The following is a 24522-nucleotide window of genomic DNA, read 5'->3' on the forward strand; positions in this document are numbered from 1 at the left end:
GAAGTGGAGACATCGTCACCTTATCACTTGGCCTGTCCGTCTCTCCGTCTCTTCCGCTCATTCAAACTCTCCATGCACATACCACTTTCGCGTTTCGGTCACGCGGAAGATCCAGTAACGCTTGCCCGTCTCGTCTTCCACGTCGAAATAGTCGCGCGTTTTGTGGTGGCCCTGCCACCACTGCCCGGCGATGCGTTCCGGGCCGACGCTGTGGATGACGCGGTGGACCCTGCCGCGCCAGGTGAAGCAGACGCACCGGCCCTCGCAGTCATGCGAAGGCGAGACGATCACGCCTATCTGTTCGGGCATGTTCAGCAGGTGCAGCGGACGAATCGCCGCCGTGTAGCACGGACCTGGCGTCCGCGATCGCACCAGGTCGAGGGCTGGAACAGCGTGACAGGCCTTTTCCGGCACATACGACTCGACAAGACACGGTTGCAGAATGACTCGATCTCCCAGCCGAATCCGCAGCCGCTCGATCAGATGGGCCAGTTCGGCCTCGGCGGCGAAGGTTTCGTCTTCCGCCAAGTCGATCTGCTCCTCGCTGATGCGCTGCGACCGCGCGACGACCAGGCGGATGCCAAGGAAGCCTGTATCTGTTTCAATGTTCTCCATCGCGCAGCGGAGCAGGTTGAAAAGGTTTCCCGGCTGGCGCGATGGCCGCGAAAGGTGGATCGTCCTGCGCAGCGTCGCCGCGTACGGGCGGAAAAATTCCACCTCCAGTTCCCGCGCGCCGTGGCCGCGCCTGTGCAGCTCGGCCACCACCTGCGTGATCAGCTTCCTGAAGACGGCCCAGATGGCTTCGAGCGAATCGACGGGTCCGTCGAAGTCCATCCGCGCCTCGATCGGCCAGAAGTGCTCAAGCGGCACGAGTGGCTCGGGAATTCGCCCCAGCGCCTGATCCAGGCGCATCAGCAACTCCTCGCCGAATCGCGCGGGCAGGGCCGATCGCGGCAGACACATGAGCTGCCCGATCGTGTCGATGCCCAGATGATGCAGTGCCGCGGCGGTGTCGGGAGAGATCCGCAGCGCGATCGGAGGCAGAGGGGCAAGGACAGAGGGCAGGGAACCCGGGGCCGAAGAAGGTGTGGAATGGCCCGCGAATGCCAATGCCCAGGCGGCGCCGGGCGTGGGGGCGACGGCGAGGCGCGCGCCGATGTTGAAGCATCGCATCGCGTCGGAAATCTGCCTGAGGATGTTTTCCAGTCCGCCGAAGACGCGCTCGCAGCCGCTGAGGTCGAGGAAAATGCAAGGATGAAGCAAGAAGGATGAGGGATGAGTTTTGCTCTGCTTTTCATCCTTTTGCCTCCGGTTTTCATTCCCGGGTTCGATCGCCACCACCGGGCTGAAGCGCATCATCCACCGACCGAGCGCTTCGAGGGCGGCGGCGTCGCGGTGGGGGTCGTGCTCGGCGTGCGCCAGGTGCGCGCACAGCGCGCGGGCCTGCGCCAGCGTCATCCCCACACGAATGCCGAAGTCCCGCGCTTCCCCGGAAACCGCCACGACCTGCTGTCGGCCGGCGATGGTGCGGACGAGAACGAGGGGACCGGGGGGATTTCGGATCTCGGATTTCGGATTGTGAATCCGGTTTGCGCGCAATCCGCAATCTGAAATCCGCAACCTGCGATCATGCCGATGCCCGGATCGGACGATCTGTCTTCGCAGCCGGTCGATCGGCCAGTTGGTCAACAGCACGCACAAGATGTTCTTCACGGTGATGCTCCAGGATGACGGTTTGCCCGACGCGTCCTCCATGAGCGTGAATCAGTTGAATCTTCCACCTTTGCACGTTACGCAGCCCCTGGCAGGGGCAGACCAGCCAGCGGGTGGCGGCGGCGTAAATCGAGGCGTTGCGGTCGAGCGGGCGAAGCAGGATGCCGATTCCGCCACCGTGTTCGGCGGCGAGCTGGAGCCGCCGCGCCTCGATCCGCGAGAGCCTGCTCACCGGCGCGATCGTCGCCGCGATGCCTTTGCAGCGCAGGCATTCGGTGATGGCCCACAACTGCTCGGCCGCGTTGGACGGATACAGCAGGAAAAGTTTTTCCGGCGGCACGCCCGCCGCCGCCACCGCCGGCGGGTAGAGCGTGCGATGAGGGTCGCACCACACGATTGGAGAGCAGACGGGCAGATGAGCAGATGGACAGATGGGATGATGGGGCGATGGCAAGTGGATCAAATCCTGCTGCTGATTGCCCCGCTGGCCCATCATTCTGTCTGCTGCTGCCGCGGCGCGTGCCAGCAGCAGGGGGAAGAATCGCGGCATGCCGTGACGAGGCTCGGTGAGAATCTCATGGACGGCGCCGCGCGCGAACAGGCCATGGGGCAGCAGTCGATCGATGGCGGCCAGACCGGTTCGAAAGCCGCGTGATGTGGGTCCGGTCGGATCCGGCGAATCCCACTGCCGCGTGGTGGTGAAGATCTGGCCATTGTGACAGGAGACAAACCGCATGTCGTTCCCCGATCTGTTAGGATAAAGTTTGGTATAAAGCGGAGGAGGATGCGGTGTCAATCGCATGAAAAGGGGATTGGTTCAATTTCGATCAAACCCGGTTTATTGAGCGAAAAACAGGCGCGGGTCGGCGGGATCGACGAATTTGATTGACTTGGGCGGCTACGACAGTAGCTTGTGCCCAGGCCCGGGGCTGATTCGGGTATCTTCGCCCGGTTCTGCGGTTCCATCACTCGTCAGAACAGCATTGGAGACAGCATGTCGCCAGCAAAGCGCGCGGGAGTATTGTCGGCGGCGGCGTTCGGGGCATGCGCCGGCTGGGCGATGCATCCTGCCGCGGCGCCGGCGGCGGCGTTCACCTGGATCGCCACCACCAGCGGCAACTGGAGCACGCCCGCCAACTGGAGCGCCGCGGCGGTTCCCGTCTCCGCTGGCGACACGCTGCTGCGTTTTACGCCCACTGGTGGCACGCAGTTCGACGCCTTCAACGACGTCGCCTCCCCGTTCACCCTCAACATCCTCTGGTTCACCAACAACTCAACACAGAACCAGACGATCAGCGGCGGGCCATTGCGGTTCGTGCCGATCCCCGGCGTGCAGCAGGAGACCATCTCCTGGCAGGTTCCTTCAGGAACGGCATCCTTTGGATCGCTCACCATCGCCAACGACGTGATCCTGAGCAACGATCTGCTCGTGATCGGGGCGCGGATCCCGATGACCTTCGCCGGCGCGATCAGCGGTTCGGGGCGGCTGTCGGCGACGTTCGGCGGAACGATCAACCTCACCGGCGCCAACAGCTACGCCGGCGGAACCTCCATCGCCTTCTCCACCGTCCGCGCCAACGGCATCTCGAACATGGGCACGGGATCGGTGACCATCGGCGGCAACGAGGTGCCCATCAACTGGTTCGGACGCGCCTGGTTCGGCTCGGCGGCGAACGTCGCCTCGGGGCCGGGCAGCGTCCATGTCGGCGGCAATGGCTTCGTGCAGTTCGACCAGCTCGACGCGGCGGCGCTGGCGACCGTCGATCCTGGCTCCAGGGGCATCGTGGCGATCGACACCGCCACGACGATCTCGCCGGTGCTGGACATGTCCGGGCATCCCCGGATGCGCATCGGCACGTACGTCGGCACCAGCACCCCCACCAACGTCCCGCTGAACGCGACGATCATCCCCGCGAACAACACATACCGCTTCGGTGGAACCGATCCGAGCGGCACCGACACGATCGCCGCCGACGCACTGGTCGTGCAGTCACTGCTGGGCGACGGCCCGCAGCCACGCGCGGTGAACATCGGCAACGACTACATCGGCCGAGGCGGGAAGGTGCGGCTGGTCAATCCGTTGAACAGCTACAGCGGCGGGACGATCGTCGATCGCAGCCCGACGTTTGGCGATCTGACGACGGGGCTGAGCTTCGACTACACGCCCGCGCCCGCAGAGACGCCGCTGGGCAGCGGTTCGCTCACCGTTCACGGCTCGCTCATCTTCGAGGGCACCTTCGGCGCCGTCGGTTCCCTTCCTAATGCGATCAACTTCCGCCCGGGAAGCAAGCTGCTGTTCAACAACGCGATCACGACAAGCCTTCCGGGCGGCGGGACCGCGCACACGCCGGTGCCGCTGGATCGCTGGGGCGACACCAAAGCGATCGATCTGAACGGGACCGAGCTGACGTTGCGGGCGCTCAACTCGCACAAGGAGACCGTCGGCACACTCAGCTTCACTGAGGGAAATTACATTTACCTCGATCGCATCAGCACCAGCGGAACGGTGGAACTCGCGATGGCGTCGCTGAAGCGCTCGCCCGGCGGGCGCGGCACGCTCCAGATTGAGGGGCTGGGCGCCACGACGATCGGCACCACGCACAAGGTCTCCGTCGCCAATAGCATCAGCATTGTGCCCGACCCCAGCACTGGCATGGTGCATCCGTCGGTCGTGGCGGATCGTCCCGGCGACACGTTCTTCAGTCCCGGGGAGTTTCTACAGGTCGGCCCGGGCGGGACGCTGCTGACCAGCGCCTACGCAGGCACGTTCAGCGCCGCGCTGGACAACGAGATCGCCGCGCCGGGCAGCGGGTATTTCCACACGGGGGACGAGACGGTCTGGGCGCTGCGCACCGGGGCATCGACCTTCTCGGCGGGAAGCACGCTGCGGATCCGCAGCGGCGGGCTGATCCTCTACGGCTCGCTCAACAACCCCACCGGTACGCTGCTGTTCGACAACATGGGCCTGCCCACCGAAGGCATCGTCTACGTCGGCAACGGCCCGGGCAGTGGCAACGGAACGATCAACGCCAGCATCGCAGGCTCCGGCGGGTTGACCAAGTTCGGCGAAGGCACGCTCACGCTCACGGGCAACAACACGTTCACCGGCCCGGTGCACGTCAACGACGGCACGCTGCGTGCCGGCACCGCCGGCGCGCTGGGCACACCGACCAATCCCGTTTTTGTCGGCCTGCACGGAACGCTCGACTTGAACGGGCAGAACCTGACGCTGAGCTCGCTGACGGGCAGCGGCGGCGTGACCAGCACGCTCACCGGCACGACCACGTTGACGATCGACGCCGCCGGTGATCTGCGATTCGACGGGCGAATCTTCAGTACCACCTCGCGCCTCGTCGCACTGAACAAGACGGGCGACGCAACGCTCACGCTCGGCGGGTTCAACCGTTACCTGGGATTGACCGACGTGCAGAACGGCACGCTGAACCTGGCCGGGCGGAACCTGGGCGTGAGCACCACGATCTCCGGCGTGGTGGCGTTGCTGTACGGAGACTACAACACGGTGTTGGGCGGAGCGATCCGCGTCACCACCGATCACCGCATCGGCGCGCTCGGCGGCACGGGCGTGACCTACGTCGGCGACGGCGCGGAACTGATCGCCAAATCCGTCCGGCAGCACATGCTCAAGATCGAGGCCGGCGGAGTCACGACGATCCTGCCCAACGGCACGGATGCCGCCACCAGCCGCCTGGATATCCTCGCGATCGACGAGCGCTCGCCGGGCGCCAAGCTCGACCTGAATGACAACGATCTGGTCGTCAACACCGGTAGCCTCACGAATCTGACGCGCGTGCTCAAGGCGGGTCTGGAGAACGGCGGGGCGTTTGACTGGCGCGGCAAAGGGATCGCCAGCTCCAAAGCCTCCGACCGCAACCGCGACGCGGGAAGCTTCCTGTACGCCCTGGGCATCATCGCCAACGATCTGTCGCAAGTCGGAGGTTCCGGGCCCATCTACACCAGCTTCTCGGGCGAAACGCTGAGCGGAAATGAGCTGCTGGTGAAGTTCACGTATTTTGGCGACGCGGACCTGAGCGGCACGATCGACGCCACCGACTACAGCCTGATCGATAACGGATACGTCAACAGTCTCACCGGCTGGATCAACGGTGATTTCGACTACAGCGGTGTCATCGACGCGACGGATTATGCCCTGATCGATAACGCTTACGTGAACCAGAGCGGCGCGCTCGCCGAGGCGCTGATCGCCGGGCACAGCCGCATGTTTGGCGGCGAGTATCCGGCGGCGCTGCGTGCGATTCAATCGGGTGTGATTCCCGAGGGTGGCGCGGGCGGGCTTGTGATTGCGGGTCTGCTTGCCGCGGGGGCGGATCCGCGATCGCGCGACCGTCGCATCAGGCGGCCGATCCAATCGCCGCTGCGATGAGGGATCGCCTCTGATCGCGCGATCCACCAGGCGCTCAGGCCGCGACCTCTACATGGCTGCAACCTGTTGAATCGTCTCCTGCAGGACGCGCAGGTTCACGGGCTTGGTCAGGTGGCGGGCGAATCCGGCTTCGCGACAGCGGCGGATATCCTCCTGCATGCCGTACCCGGACAGGGCGATGCCCTTGATCGCCGGTTTCCCGCCGCGTGCCCGCAGGCGACGCATCAGCTCCAGCCCGCTGCCGTCGGGCAGGGCAAGATCGCTGACCAGCAGCTCGACCGGCTCGGCCTCGGCCTGCTGCAACGCCGCCGCCATGCTTCCGGCGGTGCGGATGTCGTAGCCCAGTGTTCCCAGCAATCGGCCCATCAGATGTCGCGTGTCGGGGTGATCTTCCACGAGCAGGATTTTCAGAGGCCGGGCGGCGGGGGATGCACCGGCGGGCGGTGCCGGCGGCGTGGTCAACGGCACCGACTCACTGGTGGCGGACGTAGTGCTCAGCTCGACACGGAACGTCGCGCCGCGTCCGTGGCCTTCGCTGGAGGCGCCGATCACCCCGCCGTGCGCCTCCACCAGCGCCCGGCAGATCGCCAGCCCAAGACCCAGCCCTCCGAAGTTGCGGGTGATCCATGACTGCCCCTGTTCAAAGGCCTGGAAGATGCGCGGCAGCACCTCAGGCTCGATGCCGATTCCGCTGTCACTGACCTCGATGGCAATGGACGGGGCATGGTGCGAAAGCGAGTCGGCGTCAACGATGTTGTGCGTCCGGATGGCGATCCAGCCTTGTGCGGGGGTGAACTTCACGGCGTTTTTCAGCAGGTTCCACACCACCTGCTGAAGCCGCGCCGCGTCGCCCATCGCGTGGTGCTGTTGTGCTGCCAGTTCCAGCCGAAGCTCGATCTGTTTCTGCTGAATATCGGGGCGACAGATCGAGACCGCGCGGTCGATGACCGCGTGCAGATCCACCGGACGCAGGCTCAGCTCCAGCTTGCCCCTGGAGACCCGTGTCAGGTCCAGAAGATCGTCGATCAGCACCGCCTCCAGCTCGATGTTTCGCCGGATCAGTTCCAGATCCTGACGAATCATGGGGGGCAGGTCCTGGCGTTGTTCCAGGTCGGCGGCGGCCAGCAGCGCGGGGGTCAGGGGCGTGCGCAGCTCGTGGCTGAGCATCGCCAGGAAGCGATCCTTGGCTTCGCTGGCGGCCTCGGCCTGCTGCCGCGCGTACTGCGCCTGGTTCCAGGCCTGTCGCAGGCGATCTTCGGCGCGTTTGCGCGCGGTGATGTCCAGTGCCACTCCCACCACGCCGATGACGTTGCCCTGGGCATCATGCAAGGGTTCAAGGTGCGACTGGTAGACCCGGCCGGCGAGTTCCAGCTCATAACTGGCGGGTTTGCCGGTCAGTGCTCTGCGATGAGCGGCCTGGGCGATCTGCCCCGAGGGATGCTCGGCGCCGCCAAACACGTCCGTGAGCTCCGGCTTGTCACTGGTGTCGGCGCTGACCATGGGCAGGCCGGCGCCGAACATGCTGGTCAGGCGAAGCTGACAGTCCGTGGACCACAATCCCGCGGGGATCTGATCGCTGACCAGCCGCATGCGCAGGTCGCGTTCGGCCAGGAGCTGCTCAGCCCGGCGACGTGCGGCGTTGAGCGCGCCGGTCAGCAGCGCCACCAGCAGGAAGCTTGTGCCCCAGATGGCACTGGCCCAGCCGAGTTGGCCGCGCCATTCGAGCTGGGCACACAGGGCGATGGAGGCAACGGCGGAGAGTCCGGCCGCCAGGATCCCGCCGCGAAGCCCCCCGATCCAGCCGCTGATGGCGATGGCGATCAGGAACAGCGGTGTGATGGTGGGTTCCAGCAGGTCCCACAGCAGCCAGGTGCCCAGCGCCGCCGCCGCCACTGCCGCCAGCGCAACGGCCATCCGCACCAGCAGTTGTACGAGCGGCGGCCAGGAGATCGATGAGGAGCCGGCGGCGGGTGATGATGAGTTCGGCATGGTGCGATCCTTCCGGGCCGGGGACTCTGTGTTTTTGCCGTTTCTGCTGAGCCAAGCGCACAACTGCGGGACCCACCTGCGGGCTGGGACTGGCCGATCCCCCCACGAATCCAGCCGCCGTGATGGGCGTTGTGTTGCCCATTTTAGCAGAGCCGACCGCCTGTCGGGCAACCAAAACTCGCCGCTCGAGGGATTTTGCGTTGCGTCCAGGGGCGCGGACGCCGCCGGCCCAACCTGTGCCCATATCTCGGATGGCGCAGTTCGGGAACGAGCTTCGCGCGCAGATTGATTCCGGGCCGTCCCGATGCCATCGGAACCCACGTCACTTGAGATGGGGCAGGCAGGCGCGAACCCGTCGCCTTAATAGTCCTTTGACAGTCGTAAACCGTCGTTTGCACAATGCGATGTGCCTTTCTGGCTCCTTCAGGTTTGTTGAGTGCCTTATGACGCCTATCACCGTATTGGGCAAGCGCGGTCCGTTGATGATCGCCGCGCGGACATTGGGCGCGGTTGGGCGCAAGCGGCAGTCGGCAGCGTAATGATCAGCTCAGCTCGATTCGTGTGGTGCGGACCGATCTACCGGCCGCGCCGACAGGGGGAGCAGTTGTTGTGGGTCAGCGAAGGAGGTCAAGATGCCACGCGCACGGCGTCGCAACGGCGGCGGGCCGGTTCGGGCAATCGCCGCACGTGCGTTTCGTCCGGTCGTCGAGCAGCTCGAAAAACGGATGCTGCTGGCGGTGCAGACGGGGATTCCGAACTGGCTGGAGCAGGGGCCCGGCCCGGTCACCGGCGCCAACACAGGCGCGGAGATTCCGCCGGACAATCCCGCCGCCGGCGCGGTCGAGGCGCTGGCCACGCCTCCGCATGATCCGCGGATCGTTTTCGCCGGGACTGTGAGCGGGGGAGTGTGGCGAAGCCTCAACGCCACCAGCGCCAATCCAACGTGGCAGCCGCTGACGGATCGGCTGGCATCGCTCTCGATCGGCGCGATCGCGCTGGGGCATTTCGACGCCGACGGCAATCCGATCACGCGCAACACGCCACTGACCCTGCCGCACACCAAGCTGGTCGTGTACGCGGGATACGGGCGCGTCAGCTCGGGAAGCCGGCTCGGCGGGCCACGCGTGGGGCTGGTGATGAGCAGCGACGGCGGCGAGCACTGGACGCCCATCGGGGGCAAGACCTTCAACGGACTGGATATCCGCAGCATCGTTCCCAGCCGCAGCGATCGCAACACGATCCTGGTGGCGGCGCGCTCCAGGCCGGGCAACAGCTCCAATAAGGCTGGAGTGTGGTTGAGCAGCGACGGGGGCAAGCAGTTCAGGCAGGTCTTCGCGGGGGAAGTCAGCCATCTGGTTGGAGATCCGGGCAACGCCAATCGTTTCTACGCCGCCGTTCCCGGGCGGGGCGTATTCCGCAGCGCCAGCGGCGGCGCCAGCGGATCATGGACGGCGGTGAATAATGGACTGGCGGGCTTCGCCACCGCCAGCCGCATCGAGCTTGCCGTCCACCACAGCGCCGGCGGAAATGTGGTCTATGCGGGGATCATCGGATCCAACCAACGTGCCACTGGCGTGTTCCGCTCGACCAACCAGGGCGCCAACTGGACGCCGATCCCCAACCTGCCGTCGCTGCACCCGGGAAGCCAGGGCGGCACGCACTTCGCGCTCGTCGCCGATCCGTCGGATCCCAACATCGTGTTTGTTTCCGGGGATCGCGATACGGCGCTCAGCTCGGGCAACGTGTGGCGCGCCGACATCAGCAGCAGCGGCAACCCCTGGACGCAGGTGGTCTACCAGAACGCCGATCCCGGCGGAACGATCATCGGCACCGCGCCTCACGCCGACTCCCGTGACATGGTCTTCAACGCCCTGGGCGATCTGCTTCACGCCGACGATGGCGGCATCTATCGCTTGAACAATCCCAACGGCATCAGCGGCCTGCCTCGGTTCTGGGATTCGCGCAACGGCAATCTGCGGGCCGTGGAATTCTGGTCGGCGGCGTACAATCCGCTGCACGGGACGATGTTCGGCGGCACGCAGGACATCGGGGTTGCGGTGCAGCGGCTGGATCGCGGGTTAAACTGGCGATCGCGCCCGTCGGGCGATGGCGGCATCGCGCAAATCAATACCTCGACCCCGGGGCAAGTCACCTACTACTACAGCTCACAGAACCTGGGGGGATTCCGCGAAGAGACCTACGACGCGGCGGGCAACCTGGTCGCGTCGTTGGAGATTCCGCTGGCCGTCAACGGCGCGGTGGGGCGGACGCTGACCGGCTCGGGCATCCTGCGCGACAGCAACGGTAATCGCCGATTCGACAACACTCGCCCGTTCCTGACCCAGTATGCGCTGAGCGCCACCAATCCGACTACCCGGATGCTGATCGGCACGTCGTACCTGTACGAGTCGTTTGACGGGGGGGCGACGCTGCACTCGCTGGGCGGGATCGACGTGAGCAACGTCGGCGACAACTTCGACGACGACGGCGACGGCGGTCTGGACACCGCCGCTTCGCCCGACCGGGACGAAGTCGCCCCGCTGACGCAGTTCGGGCGGGTGACGGCGATCGCTTACGGGGGGTTCTCCGGCGGCGTGCCGGCGCCCGATGTGGCTTACGTGGCGGCGGGAAAACGCCTGGCTGTGCGCACAAGCATCGCCACCGCCAACGCGCCGGCGCTGACGGACTTCACCGACCGCGCGGTCTATTCGGGCAACGTGGTCAACGGCGGAGACATCCGCGATATCGTGCTGGATCCTCGCGAGTGGCGAACTGGATATCTGGTGGACGACAACGGCGATGTCTTTCGCCTCCGCAACGCCGGCGCCGCCGCGGGCGACTGGACCCGCATCACCGGCAGCCTCAAGAAGCTCACCACCGACCTTCGATCGGTCGAGGTGATCGTCGATCAGCGTCTGCCGGCGGGGATCGCGGTGATCGTCGCAGGTCGCGGCGGGGTCTACGGCACCTTCAACCCCGGCGAGAACGCCACGTGGTTCAAGGTCGGGCGGGGATTGCCCAATGTGCTGGTGACCGATGTCCGCTACGATCGCACCGACGTGCTGCACTGTGGGTCGTGGGGACGAGGCGCCTGGCGGATCGACAACTTCCTGGCAACGATCTTCGGGCCGGCGCTGCGCAGCCGACCGGAACCGGTCAAGACACGCGCGCCCTCCGACGGGCGGGGAATCCTCCAGATCAGCGGCGATGAGCAGACGAACAAGGACGACACGATCCGTCTGGTATTGGACGAAGCCAACCCGCAGGTCCTGAACGTCTTCGTCAACAACACCACCAACAACCCTGACTTTGTCATCGACGCCTCGGCGGTACACGAGGTGCAGGTCAGCGGTGGACAGGGCAACGATACGTTGCTGATCGATCACGCCAACGGGCTGGTCAGTTTCCCCGGCGGGATCACGTTCGACGAAACGGCGCCCGGCGCCAGGCAGGACATCAACCAGACGCCGATCTCCAGCGGTGTTGTCGGCAAGCTCCGCGACGGGCTGGCTGGCCTGGCCAACTGGGGCGCCAAGATCGCCCAGCTCGCCGAACTCACCCGGAGCCTGCCGGGACTGGGCAAGAGCCTGGCCGATACGCTCTCGATCGGCGACGGCACGTTGCCGATCGGCGGGGCGCTTCAGCGCGGGCTGGTTCAGCCGATCCAGCAGTACTTCACCAACGACCTCACGCCGACGGCGCAGGAGCTGGCGGATCTGCTCAAGACGCTCAGCACGCCACTGGGCAACATCACCTTCGGCGTCGATCCGGTCTCGATCGGCGCGGGACTGTTCACCGATTCCGCCGGGCAACAGGAGCTGCGCTTCGATCTGGCGTTGCACCTGGACGGCTTCGCGGGTCAGTTGCCGCTCGATTTTGCTTCCAGCGTCGAATCGCTGGGATTGAACTTCACGTCCAGTGGAAAGGTCGATCTCTCGACGCGATTAAATCTGGATTTTTCATTCGGCGTGAACCTGGCTCCGAATCTGTCGGATGCTGAAGCGTTCTTCATCCGGGTCAACGACCTGTCCGCCGGCGCGCGGGTCAGCGCCGGACAGATTCCCGTCAAGGCCCCGATCGTGGACGACGACGCCGATCTGACGATGACCGGCGAGGCGATCAACGTCGAGGTGAACCTCGGTTTCCTGGGCGCGCGGATCGTCAACGGGGCTGTCAAGCTCGATGCCAGCGTGCGCATCGATGTCCAGAACCCCGATGCCGACGATGCGGGGCGGATCACGCTAACCGAGCTGACCGGCACGTCGATCTCGTCGTTGCTCGACGTTTCCGCCGCCGGAACGCTCGACGTAAACCTGCCGTTCCGCGTTTCGCTGGCGGGGGTGAAGTCCGAGGCCGAGCCGGTCCTGAAGATCAGTTCCAGTGATCTGTTCGGTTCGGCGCCGCAGGTCACGACCGAAAACTTCGATCGCCTGCTGGATTTCCGAAACATCAGCGCCAGCAACATGCTGGCGTTGCTGCGACAGTTGGCGGCGGGGCTGGGTCGCATCAGTGATTCCCCCGTCTTCGACGTGCCCATTCCCTTTACGTCCAAATCGCTGGGCGAGGCGATCGACTTCGCGGCCTCGGCCACCACCAAACTCACCGATCCGCTGGTCGATTCCTCCGGGCAGCCGAATTTCACTTCGGCGCAGGACCTTGCCGTGCGTCTGGCGGTGGCGCTGGGGCTGGATCCTTCGACGATCAACCTGCGCTACGACCCGGCGACCAAAGACCTGACGTATCGTGTCAGCTTCGCGCACGCCTTCAGCGGCACGGCGGCGATCAACCTGGGCACGAGCCTGGCGCCCGTGGCTGAGCTTGGGTTCTCCAGCCAGTTCGACCTTGAAGCCCGCGCGGGGGCCGACTTCACCTTTGGCGTGAACCTCACTCCGCTCCAGGGCGAACAGACGCTGGGCGACAAGTTCTTCATCCAGAATGCGACGCTGGCGGGATCGGTGAACCTCTCCGCGAGCGACATCGACGCGCTGGCCAGGATCGGGTTCCTGGGCATCGGCGTGGAAAACGGCAACGGCACGCTGGCGGCGTCGGCGATGGTGCAGCTTCAGAACCCCTCGGCGACGCTGACGCGCGATTCCGACGGCACCGCCAATCGCGTCTCGCTGGCGGAACTGCTCGGTGCGGTATTGAACAATCCCTCGGCGCTGATTCGACCGGCGCAATCCGGGCCACTGATGCCTGGCGTCAGCGTCAACGTCTCGCAGATGGCCGGCAACCAGATGGAGCCGGTGATCGTGATCGATCCGACGGACCCCAGGCGGATGTTCATCGCGTCGAATCGCGACCGGGCCGGATCAATGATGGCGGCGGTGAGCAGCGACGGCGGGGCGACGTGGACGTCGCGGCTGATCGCCACGGGGCCGACCTCCGGTGGCGGCGACGGCTTCGACTTCGGCTGCTGCGATCCCGCCGCCACCTTCGATCGCTTCGGCAACCTGTACTTCGCTTACCTGAACAATCCGCACGACAAGGTGATTGTGCTGATCAGCAGCGACGGCGGGCAGAGCTTCAGCCTGCTGCGCGAATTCACCGTGCCACGTCCTGCGCCCAACACCACGCCGAAACTGGATCGACCGGTGCTGGCGTCGGGGCCGGGGGATTCGCCGGACAACGCTTCGGTGTGGCTGGCGTTTCGCGACGACACGCCGGGCAGTGCCACGCCTGGCATCGTCGTCGCCGGCGCCCGTGTCAGCGCAAAGGGCAAACAGAACGTCGGCGCTTTCGGCAGCCTTCAATCCGTTCCAGGCTCGAGCTTCGGCAACTTCCCGGATCTGGCCGTCGGACCCAGGGGGCAGGTGCTGGTTGCCTGGCAGTTCGCCGACATCACCGTCGCCGAGGGGCCATCAACCATCAGCGTCAGTCTCGATCCAGACGGTCTGAACACCGCGCAGGGTTTTGGCCCGGCGCAGCTCGTAACCAACACGAACGTCGGCCCGAAGGATGGGATTCCCGCGCAGCCCGATCGCAAAATCACCGCCGCGCCGCGGATCGGCTACGCGCTGGCCGGGCCATACATCGGGCGGGCGTATGTGCTTTACACCGATGAGAAGCTTGACTCGATGGGCCATGAGACCAGCGACACCAATATCGTGCTGCGTTATTCGGACAAGGACGGCGCGATGGGGAGCTGGAGCAAGCCCGTCGGCGTCAGCATCGATTCGGGAACCAACAGCCAGTTCTTCGGGCAGTTGGCGGTGGATCCGAAGACGGGCTATGTGGCGGCGTCGTGGTACGACGCGCGCAACGACCCGATGAACAAGAAGGTGCAGCTTTTCGCGACGGTGAGCACCGATGGCGGGGCCAGCTTCAGGCAAAACACGCAGGTGAGCCTGGGCCAATCGGATCAGGCCGCCGCCGAGCCCCACGAAGGCACCAACATCGACTTCGGGGATTACACGGGGCTGGCGTTCTTCGACGGCAGCTTCTACCCCGCCTGGGCAGACAACGCCACGACCGCCGGCGGGAAATTCGACATTTACACGTGCAAGATCACGGTGAGCAGCCCGTCGTCGCCGGCGCCGCTGCGCGGGCGGGAGCTTGAGGATTCGGGGATTCAGTTCACCGGTTCCGCGCAGGCGGAGTTGCCGATCAAGGTGGACGGGGGCTTCATCTCGCTGCCCGGCGATGCGCGGGTCACGATCAACTGGTCGGACCTTTCAGACCCCGGAACGCTCGACGTGCAGTTCGTCAATCTCGAGGACGCCCTGAACTTCGAGGGACTGACGTTTGACACGATCCTGGCGGCGCTTCAGCAGGTGGTGGATTATCTGGGCAAGCTGCGCGGGTTCGGGTTCCTCAACAACGATTTGCCGCTGTTGAACGTGAGCGTTGGCGAGGCGCTCGATTATGCGCAGCGCTTCAATGAGAAGCTCCAGCAGCTTCGCGACAACCCGGCAGGATCGGTGCAGACGCTGGCCGCGGCGATCGAAGCGCAGTTTGGCCTGCCTGCCGGCAGCGTGCAGGTCTCGCTCGATGGGGACAATCTCAAGACGCAACTGGAATTCAAGCCGCACTTCGACGTGGCGCGAAGCCTCAACTTCGACATCGGCTCGCTGCTTTCGCTGGCGTCGGGGCCGGTGGCCAATCTCGGCGGCGTGCTGAATATCAGCGGCTCGGCGAGCCTGAGCCTCGTCGCCGACGCGGAATTGAAGCTGGACCTGGGCGTGGATCTTTCGGATCCGCTCAACCCCGTCCCGTTCCTTTACGATACGACAAAGCTTTCGATCAATGGCGGGATCAACGCGATGATCCCGCAGCTCACCGTCGCCATCGGCCCGCTCGGCGCCGAGATCCGCAACGGCAGCGCAAGCCTCACCGCCGACTTCGACGCCGTGCTCCTCGATGTTGACATGGACGGGCGGCACCTGTTCAGCGAGCTGGCCACGCTGAGGGCGCAGGACGTGAAGGTGGACTTGGCCGGGATGGCGCATGTCGATCTGCCGATCTATTTCCCCATCGGCACGGCGCTGATGCCGAGCCTGGTGATCGACATTCCGAGCCTGGCGGAGCTGTTCAGGGGCACGCCGGGTTCGGTCACGCTGGTCAGCGCGCCGGATCTGTCAGGCGCGCTGAACCTGGATCTGCTGAACGACCTGAGCGGACTGCTCGACGGGCTGGATCGGCTGCTGGCGCTGCTCCAGGGCGCGCTGGACAGCAAGGCGTTCGGGCGAAACATGCCGCTGGTCGGCACGAAGCTCAAGGACGGCGCGCAGGTCATCGGCACCTTCCGCAGCGACGTCATCAATCGCCTGCGGCCGTTCTTCGAGGCCGCCGACCCGAAGAACGTGTCCTACGTCCGCAACGCGTTGTTCAGCGTGCTGGGACCGGGCACGGGCGGGCTGAACGTGCTGGGCGACCTGAACGGCGACACGCTGATCACCGCCGACGACATCCGCGTCGTCATGGACCATCCGACCGCGCCCAACGACGTGCGGTTCGACCTGCTGCTGAGCAGGGACCCGGTAGTGATCTCGACGCCGCTGAATCTGGATATCGGTATCCCCGCGCTGCGATTGCAGACCAATGGAAGCGTCAATGTGGCGATGGGTTTTGACTTTGCGATGGGGATCGGGCTGAACCGCTCGCGTGGCGTGTATTTCGATACCACCGCCGCCAACGAGCTGAAGCTCGATTTCGACGTGAGCATCAGCGGTTTCACAGGCGCCGGGCAGCTCGCGCTCCTCAAGATCAGCGCCGCCGACAGCACGAGCAATCCGACGCACTTCGGCGGGATGTTCACGGTGGACCTGGCGGACGCGGACAACAAGCTGACGATCAACGAGCTGGGCGCCGCGGCGATCACGGCGCGGCTGAACGCCACCGCCAATGTCAATCTCGGCCTGAACGTCAGCTTCGGCAACGACGCCCGTTTCCCGAGCCTGCTGTCGGATTTCCGGCTCAACTGGGTCTTCGACAACGACACCACCGATGCGGTCTTCGGCGGCGCGCCGCGGGTTGCCTTCGAGAACATTCGCCTGCGGCTCGGCAGCTTCTTCAGCAATTTCGCCTCGCCGGTGCTTGGGGAAGTGAAGCGCGTGCTGGCGCCGCTTCAGCCGCTGGTGGATCTGCTGGACACGAACGTGCCGATGCTGGCCAAGGTCGATTCGGTGCGCAACTTCTTCGACATCAACCGCGACGGCGTGGTGAAAATGCGCGAGGTGGTGCAGAAGCTGGATCCCAGCCCGGTCTTTTCGTTCATCGACGGCATCACGGCACTGAACAATCTCGTCAACGCGATCCCCGGCGGATCGACCAGCTACGAGCTGGTGCTCGGGCGGTTCGACCTGAACAACGTGCCAGACCTGCGCAACCTGACGAGCCTTGAGAACACGACGCTGACGAACCTGACGCAGGCGAACGTGAACGCGCAGCTTCAGTCGCAGGCGCCGGGTTTTGCCTCGGCGTTGAACAACCCCAACCTCGGCACGCCGGGCAGCGCCGGCGGCGGGAAGTTCGAGATGCCGATCATCCAAAGCCCGGCGCAGGTTTTCAAGCTGCTGCTGGGTCAGGATGTGGAGCTGTTCCGCTGGCAGATGCCGGTGCTGGACCTGAATCTTTCGATCCAGAAGTCGTTCCCGATCATCGGGCCGATCGCCGCCACCTTCGGCGGGGCCGTGGGCATCCGCGCGTCGGTGGGCTTCGGATACGACACGTTCGGCCTGCGCGAGTGGCGGCGAACCGGAAACGAATCGCTGGTCAGGGAAGGATTCTTCCTCATCGACAAACCCGCCGGCGGATCGACCGATCCGGCCGAGATCACCGCCACCGGCCAGATCACCATCGGCGCCGGCGTGGATGTTGTCATTGCCTCGGCGTTCATCGAAGGCAGCATTCGCGGCACGTTGAACCTCAACCTTGATGACCCCAACGACGACGGCAAGGTTCGCTTCAAGGAGCTGAGCGACAACTTCGATCAGGGCGTGCTGTGCATCTTCGATGTCGATGGGTCGTTGTCGGCGGGGCTTAGAATCCGCGCGTCGGTGGGGGTCTGGCCATTCAAGAAGAGCTTCAATTACGACTCGCCTCGCATCGAGCTGCTCAGCTTCGAGCACGAGTGCAAGGATGATGCGACGGCGGCGGATCCGATCCTGGCGACGGACATTGGCGGGGGCGTGCTGAGGCTGAACATGGGCCCGCACGCCGCGGCGCGAATGACCGTCAACACCCTGGATGGCAACGAGCAGTTCGTCGTCGAGCCTGACCCGGACAATCCGGGGTCGGTGCTGGTCAAGGCTTTTGGATTTGCCCAGAGCTTCGCGGGGATCACGAAGATCCAGGCCGACGGAGGCAACGGCGATGACAGCATCTTCATCGATCCGAGACTGACGGTGACGGCGCAGCTCAGCGGCGGGGGCGGGAACGACACGATCACTGCGGGCGGCGGCAGTGCCACGCTGAACGGCAATGACGGGGATGATCAGCTCAGTGGCGGCGCCGCAGGCGATCAGATCTCCGGCGACGCGGGCAACGATACGCTCATCGGCGCCGACGCGAATGATCTGCTGATCGGCGGCGCCAACGAGGACGCGCTCTACGGCGATGCCGGCGACGATACGCTCAACGGCGGCACGGAAGCGGATCAACTGTGGGGCGGAAGCGGCGCAGATTCCATGGTCGGCGGGGATGGAAATGACACGCTGCACGGAGAAGCGGGCGGCGACAACCTCTCGGGAAGCGCCGGCGATGATGAGCTGATTGGTGGAGACGACAACGATGTGCTCTTGGGCGCGGACGGGCTGGATTCGCTTGCCGGTGACGGCGGGAACGACACGCTCGACGGCGGCAACGACGCCGACGGCATCTACGGTGGCGAAGGAGACGATTCGGCCTCCGGACGCGCGGGTAATGATCGGCTCTTCGGCGAGGCGGGAAATGACACGCTCAACGGCGACGGGGATGACGACAGCCTCTTTGGAGGGCAGGGCCACGACAGCCTGAGCGGCGGAGCCGGCGCCGATCAGCTCTTTGGCGAAGCCGGCGACGATACCGCCTCCGGCGGCGATGGAAACGACACGATCGCCGGCGACGAGGGCAATGATCGGCTCGACGGCCAGAACGATCACGACAGCATCACCGGCGGCAGCGGCGCCGACTCGATCCTCGGCGGCGGGGGAAACGATACGATCAGTGGAGACGAAGATGCCGACACCGTCCTGGGCGGAAGCGGCGCCGACTCGATCGACGGCGGCACGGGCGCCGATCTGCTCCAGGGCGGCAGTGGCGCCGACACCATCCACGGACAGCAGGACAACGATCTGATCGACGGGCAGGATGATCCGGACAATCTGTTTGGCGACGCCGGCAACGATACGATCACTGGCGGCACGGGCGCCGACACGGTCGAAGGCGGCGCCGATCAGGACAGCATCAGCGGCGACACCGACGCGGATCTGCTGTTTGGAAATGCCGGCGACGACACCATCCACGGCAATGCCGGCAACGATACCGCCCGCGGCGGCAGCGGCTCGGATATCCTCTTCGGAGATGATGGATCGGATTGGCTGTTCGGCGACAGCGAGCCGGACATCATCTTTGGCGACGAAGGGCAGGTCGTGCTCGCTTCGGCGCTGGCTCTGCGCCGTGCCGGCGCGGGCGCGGATGCCGCGGTCATCCTCCGCATCGAGAGCATCAACCCGTCGGTCGGCGGCGACGATCGCATGTTTGGCCTGGAAGGCGACGACACGATGCTCGGCGGCTTCGGCGGCGATCAGATCGACGGAGGTCCCGGCGACAACATCATGCTGGGCGACAACGGGCTGCTGTCCTATATCATCGTCAACAAGACCTCGCAGCTCGTGCTCATCACCACCACCGATCCGACCCTCGGCGCCAGCGACGAGATTATCGCCCAGGACGGCAATGACTCGATCATGGGTGGCACCGCGGCCGAGACCATTCGCGGCGGGGCGGGGGATGACCTGATCTTCGGCGATCATGGGAAGATCGATTACACGCTGCCGGCCAATGCGAACTTCATCTCGATCGACACCGGCGGCGGCGACGGCGGCGGCAACGACGTGATCTTCGGCGAAGCGGGCGACGACACCGTGCTCGGCGGGCAGGCAGCCGACATCGCGCGAGGTGGCGGCGGAGATGACGACCTGATCGGCGGGCACAACGTGGCCGGCGCCGATGGCGCCGATCAGCTCGACGGCGGCGAAGGAAGCGACGCGATCGTGGGGGACAATGGATCGATCGTCCGCCGGACCGATGCGAGCAGTCCGCGATTTCGGACGCTCGCCGGCGGCAGGCTGTATGATTCGGCGGGCAATCCCGCGGTCGGCGCCGCGCCGCAACCAGATCCGGCCGGCAGCATCGGGCGGGACATCATCCTTCTGGATCACTCGTCCGCGACGGGCAGCGAGCGATTCGGCGGCGACTCGATTGCCGGCGGGGCGGGCAACGACTGCGTGTTTGGCGGGCTGGGCAACGACACGATCCAGGGCGACGGATCGATCGCGCTGCTGGTCAGCGCCACGACGCCATCGACGATCGCGCCCACCGACGGCGACGACTACATCGAAGGCAACGGCGGCCAAGACCTGATCTTCGGCAACGGCGGGCAGGACGACATCGTCGGAGGAAGCTCCGGCGAATTCGGGCTGAGCGATTCTGCGATGCGACCCGATGGTTCAGACCTGATCTTCGGCGGGGCCGGGAACCTGACGGCGCGCAACGATCCGGGCGACACGACGATCGGTGGTCACGCCGCCGATGCCGATTGCATCCTTGCCGACAATGGCACGATCTATCGTGTCGTGCGTGTGGATGGTTCGGGCAACAGCGATTTCGTGAGATTCAACTACGACAACTACGCCGGTTCGCTGCGGATCATCCCGCGCGCCGTACGGCTGCTGGATTACACGGCCGGGACCGGCGCGGGCGGTGATCTGGGTGCGGCGGACACTGTGTATGGTGAAGCCGGCGACGACGTCATCCACGGGCAGGTCGGCAACGACGTGCTCTTCGGCGATGGGCAGGATGACGACCTGTTTGGCGGAATAGGGCACGATCGTATGTACGGCGGAAGCGGCGAGGACGGCATGGTCGGAGACGACGGCCTGATCCTCATCAGCCGCAATGGCCTCAGCGAGCCGCTGTACGGCATCAGCTCGCCGAACCTCATGCTGAACATCACGCTGCCGGGAATGTTCACCGGCGCCTGGACGTTCATCACCGGACGTCTGCACAAGATGGCGCGGCTGATGCACATGAGCAGCGGCGGGAACGATCTGATGTACGGCGGGCTGGGGGATGATTTCATGCATGGCGGCGCAGGCGACGACGCCCTCAGCGGCGCCGAGGCGCAGGCGCAGTGGTACAACGCCCGGCCCGTCGGCGCGGCGTTTTTCGCGGGGCTGTTCAACGTCGCCGATCCGACCAACCCGCTGGGCTACGATCCGGCGACGACGACGTTCGCCGCCTACGACAACAGCACGTCGATCAGCCCGATGCGACTGGTCGCCAACTTCTTCCTGAACTTCGATGCGACCGACGCCAGCGGCGCCAAGATCCTGGACGGGAAGGACCGGCTCTTCGGCGATGGCGGAAACGACTGGCTGGTGGGCGGGACGATGAATGACCGCGCATTCGGCGGGGCGGGCGATGACGTGATGAACAATGACGACAACCTCCAGACCAACGGAGGCTTGAACGATCGTCCCGATTCGCCGGCCTTTGCCGACCGTGACTTTGCCTTCGGCGGGACGGGGCGGGATGCGCTGATCGCCAACACCGGCGGAGATCGCATGTTCGACTGGCATGGTGAATACAACAGTTTCTTCGTGCCGTTCTCGGTGTTCGGCGAGCCGACGCTTTTCCGGCGGGGCAATCCGGGGCTGGTGAGCTTCCTGCTTGCCCTGGGTCGCGAGAGCGGGGCCGACGTTATGCTGAGCGAACCGAACGGCGAGCTGGGGCTGAGCGCCGCGGGCGACAGCGGCGAGCCGCGCGACGAGCAGCCGGGCAACGTCCCCGGCGTGCCTCGCGACACCTTCGGCGCGCCCGAAGACGATCGCTGGACGGCCCTGCCGCTGGGCGGGGCGCTGGGCACGGCTCCGTCCCTGTCACCATCACCCTCGCAGCCTGCCGAGGCGCCCGATGGTTCACTGGCCAGCGGGGATTCCACAGCGACCGAGCTGCTTCAGCTTTCAGGTGGTACCGTCAGCCTTGGTGACGGCGCCGCGGATCCGATGGACTGGACGCAGGCCGGCGATGCCCTGGAGCTTTTGCCGTAACTCGGCCGGCCTGCTGCCGCGGCCTGCGAACCACGCTACTTCGCCACGCTACTGCGCAGCGCCGTCGGCCAGGTCGAACGCGAAGATCCGGGCATCGCGCAGCGTGAAGACGAACTGCACGGGCTGGCCCCGCAGCGATGAGAGCGGCGCCTTCCATCGAACCTCGTGCGCCAGCGAATCGCCCTTGACTGGCTGGCAGTCGTCGAAGTCAAAGCCGCTGATGGCCTTGCCGCTGGGGTCGCAGACGCGGACTCGCAGCTCGCCGTCCACTTTCGCATTGACCGTCAGGCGATCCGCGAGCAGCGGCGCGACCGCGGTGCGCAGATGCCCGGGCGTAGCGTCGGCAGCGTAGCAGACGTAGCGGTCTCGCGGCATGCGTGCCAGGCCGACCTGACGCGTGCGGAAGCGATCGGCCTTGTGTCCCAGCGCATAGCCGCCGTAGTAGATGAAGACTTCATCGCCCACGGGCACCTGATCGTCGGCCCAGGCGTGAGCGCGATCCCACGTGCCGGGCTGGGGATTGCGATCCAGGAACGGTTCGGTGTCGCGGTTCCAGTGTTCGCCGTCGCGGCTCCAGGCCAGCACCGTGTATCCCAGCCCGGCGAAGTTGCGGTTGTCGTCCTTGAGATCTCTGGCGTTGAGTCCCGGCTCGCAGTTGAGATCATCTCGGAGGATCTTGACCATGCCCACGAGCAACTCGCCCCGGGGAAGGATGGCGCTCAGCCCGTAGAACTCCGTTTCGCCCTGCTCGCGTGGGCTGGTGGGGTCTGGCCGCACGCTGATCCACGGCTGTCGCCAGTGGATCAGGTCGTCGCTGACGCTCATGTGCGGGATTCGCCGATTGCTGTCCCACGACGGGTCCAGCTTCATCATGACCGACAGAAACCCCATGTAGCGGTTGCGGATCGGATCCCACTCGATGCCGGTGATGTCGTGGTTGGCCCTGATCACCGGGCCGGGCGCCAGGTATTTCCAGTTCACTCCGTCGGGCGAGCCGGCGACTTGCAGCCCGCCGTCCTTCCACCACGCCAGCTTGTAGCGCGTCGAGGGATCTTTGTAACTCGGCCCTTCATCGATGACGCTGGCGCCGAACTGAATGGGCGGGGTGTCGAGCACTTTGTGCGGACGGATCCAGTGGATGCCGTCATCGGACTCGATCAGTGCCAGGCTGGAGGCGCCGGCGTTGCCCGGAGAAAACGGGATGTTGTACCACATGCGAAAGCGCCGGGTCTGCGGATCGCGGATCACCGTCAGCCAGGGCTGGAAGTTCTGGTCGTGCTCGGCATCGACGACGGGCTGGGGATGGCGATGTGGCTGGCATACACATCGCTGGAGATGATCAACGTTGGAAATCAGGCTTTGATCCAGCAACACATAGGGGTTTGGCCGCCACTGCTGCGGCGCGGACGCCGCCGAGACCATCGTGGCCAGGCAGCAAGCGACTATCCCCACCATCACGCAATTCCACAGGATCATTTTGTTCTCCATCGGTATGACTCTCGTCGTCCAAGCCAGCCCCCATTCGCTGCCCGCAGTCAGACTTGCCAGCGCCAGTTTCATGGTATCGCGGCAGGCGTCGCCGACAATGGCGGACGCGCAAGCTTGACAGGCGGGCGCATGAGCCTTGCAATGCCCGCTGATCCGGCGCTTGCCGCATCCTTTCATAGTCCGGGCGATGCGATCATGTTGACGATCGGGCTGCGTACGGGTCAGAGTACGCAGCGCAACGATCGGCCGGGCACGATCGGGCGGAGAAACATGCCTTTGACGCGATTTGGCCCATGGCAAGTGCAGTGTCTGCCCGAGGACGGGGCTCGTCTCAGCGTGCTGCGATTCGATCAGCAGGACCTGCTGACCACCGCGCCGGGGGCATTTCGCCCGCCCACTGCCGACTACGGCCAATACGAAACCCGCCCGGTATACGGTTACGATGATTGCCTGCCGTCGGTGGCGGCGTGTCGTTTCCCGGGGATGGACTGGCGGGTTCCCGATCACGGTGAGCTGTGCTGGCTGAAGTGGGAGGCGGCCATCGAGCAGGGGGCTTTGCTCTGTCAGGTGCGCAGTGAGCAATTGCCGCTGCACTTCACGCGGCTGATGCGTTTTTCGGCGAACAGTCTGATCTGGCTGTTTGAGGCGCACAACCGGGGGAGTCGCCCGCTGCCGTTGCAGCATGTGATGCATCCGCTGATGCCGCTGGAGCAGATCGCCGACTTGAAACTGCCGAAAGCTTCCAGCGTTTTTGATGAAGCATCAGGCCGAACGATTGATCTGGAGGATGTCGAGTCGCATCTGCTGGGCCAGCCCAGTGGAACGGCCCGGATGCTGCTGCTGCGGGGCGTGGACGAGGGGCAAGTGATGATCGGGTTTCGCAGCGGCCTGCGATTGAGCGTTACTTTCCCGCGCGAGCTGTTTGCGACGGTGGGCATCTGGTGGAACTACGGCGGGTATCCGGACGAAGACGGTTGTCGGCGGGTCGAGTGCGCGTTTGAGCCGATTCCCGGGCCTTCCAGTTGCCTGGAAGAAGGAACCTATCTGGAGGTTCCGCCGCGGGGCACGCTCAAGTGGCAGGTCCGCTGGGACGTTCACTCATGAAACACATGCGAGTCGATGTCGGATCCGGCGGGCGTGCTGGCGGCGGCGGTTGATTCATCGTCAACGATTGTCCCA

At 65.3% G+C, this 24522-nt stretch carries 7 protein-coding genes; 3 read left to right on the top strand and 4 right to left on the bottom strand.

What is annotated here, in order from left to right; all coding sequences use genetic code 11:
• Positions 1-57: 57 nt before the first annotated feature.
• The gene (locus ACQS5P_RS18205; RefSeq protein WP_428938042.1) at positions 58-1713 is read right to left on the bottom strand and encodes a Y-family DNA polymerase; all 1656 of its coding nucleotides are present in this window, start codon (positions 1711-1713) and stop codon (positions 58-60) included.
• The gene (locus ACQS5P_RS18210) at positions 1628-2449 is read right to left on the bottom strand and encodes an ImuA family protein (protein ID WP_428938043.1); all 822 of its coding nucleotides are present in this window, start codon (positions 2447-2449) and stop codon (positions 1628-1630) included. The genes ACQS5P_RS18205 and ACQS5P_RS18210 overlap by 86 nt, the downstream gene beginning before the upstream one ends.
• 258 nt (positions 2450-2707) lie before the next feature.
• Here ACQS5P_RS18210 and ACQS5P_RS18215 point away from each other — a divergent pair, with 258 nt between their 5' ends.
• Positions 2708-6115 (top strand): autotransporter-associated beta strand repeat-containing protein, encoded by a 3408-nt coding sequence (locus tag ACQS5P_RS18215; RefSeq protein ID WP_428938044.1) that lies wholly within the window; start codon positions 2708-2710, stop codon positions 6113-6115.
• A gap of 48 nt (positions 6116-6163) precedes the next feature.
• On the opposite strand, the gene ACQS5P_RS18220 is transcribed toward ACQS5P_RS18215, so the two are convergent.
• Positions 6164-8104, bottom strand: coding sequence for an ATP-binding protein (locus ACQS5P_RS18220; protein ID WP_428938045.1), 1941 nt, complete (start codon positions 8102-8104; stop codon positions 6164-6166).
• Positions 8105-8736: 632 nt separating this feature from the next.
• On the opposite strand from ACQS5P_RS18220, the gene ACQS5P_RS18225 reads away from it, so the two are divergent.
• Complete coding sequence (locus tag ACQS5P_RS18225) at positions 8737-21855, top strand: hypothetical protein (RefSeq protein ID WP_428938046.1); 13119 nt, start codon at positions 8737-8739, stop codon at positions 21853-21855.
• A 48-nt stretch (positions 21856-21903) separates the two neighbouring features.
• Here the strand turns inward: ACQS5P_RS18225 and ACQS5P_RS18230 are convergent, their stop codons facing one another.
• Positions 21904-23331, bottom strand: coding sequence for a hypothetical protein (locus tag ACQS5P_RS18230; protein ID WP_428938047.1), 1428 nt, complete (start codon positions 23329-23331; stop codon positions 21904-21906).
• 141 nt (positions 23332-23472) lie between these two features.
• Between ACQS5P_RS18230 and ACQS5P_RS18235 the strand changes: the two genes are divergently transcribed.
• Positions 23473-24447 carry a hypothetical protein gene (locus ACQS5P_RS18235; protein WP_428938048.1) on the top strand — a complete coding sequence of 325 codons (975 nt, stop codon included), beginning with the start codon at positions 23473-23475 and terminating at the stop codon, positions 24445-24447.
• Positions 24448-24522: the final 75 nt, after the last annotated feature.

The sequence above is a fragment of the Fontivita pretiosa genome, from assembly GCF_050410795.1.
Classification (GTDB): domain Bacteria; phylum Planctomycetota; class Phycisphaerae; order Tepidisphaerales; family Tepidisphaeraceae; genus Fontivita; species Fontivita pretiosa.

What these genes read in the sequence shown, in the direction of transcription:
- ACQS5P_RS18210 (WP_428938043.1), bottom strand. Translation starts at nt 2,449, where the DNA reads ATGCGGTTTGTCTCCTGTCACAATGGCCAGATCTTCACCACCACGCGG.
- ACQS5P_RS18215 (WP_428938044.1), top strand. Translation starts at nt 2,708, where the DNA reads ATGTCGCCAGCAAAGCGCGCGGGAGTATTGTCGGCGGCGGCGTTCGGG.
- ACQS5P_RS18230 (WP_428938047.1), bottom strand. Translation starts at nt 23,331, where the DNA reads ATGATCCTGTGGAATTGCGTGATGGTGGGGATAGTCGCTTGCTGCCTG.
- ACQS5P_RS18235 (WP_428938048.1), top strand. Translation starts at nt 23,473, where the DNA reads ATGAGCCTTGCAATGCCCGCTGATCCGGCGCTTGCCGCATCCTTTCAT.
- ACQS5P_RS18220 (WP_428938045.1), bottom strand. Translation starts at nt 8,104, where the DNA reads ATGCCGAACTCATCATCACCCGCCGCCGGCTCCTCATCGATCTCCTGG.
- ACQS5P_RS18225 (WP_428938046.1), top strand. Translation starts at nt 8,737, where the DNA reads ATGCCACGCGCACGGCGTCGCAACGGCGGCGGGCCGGTTCGGGCAATC.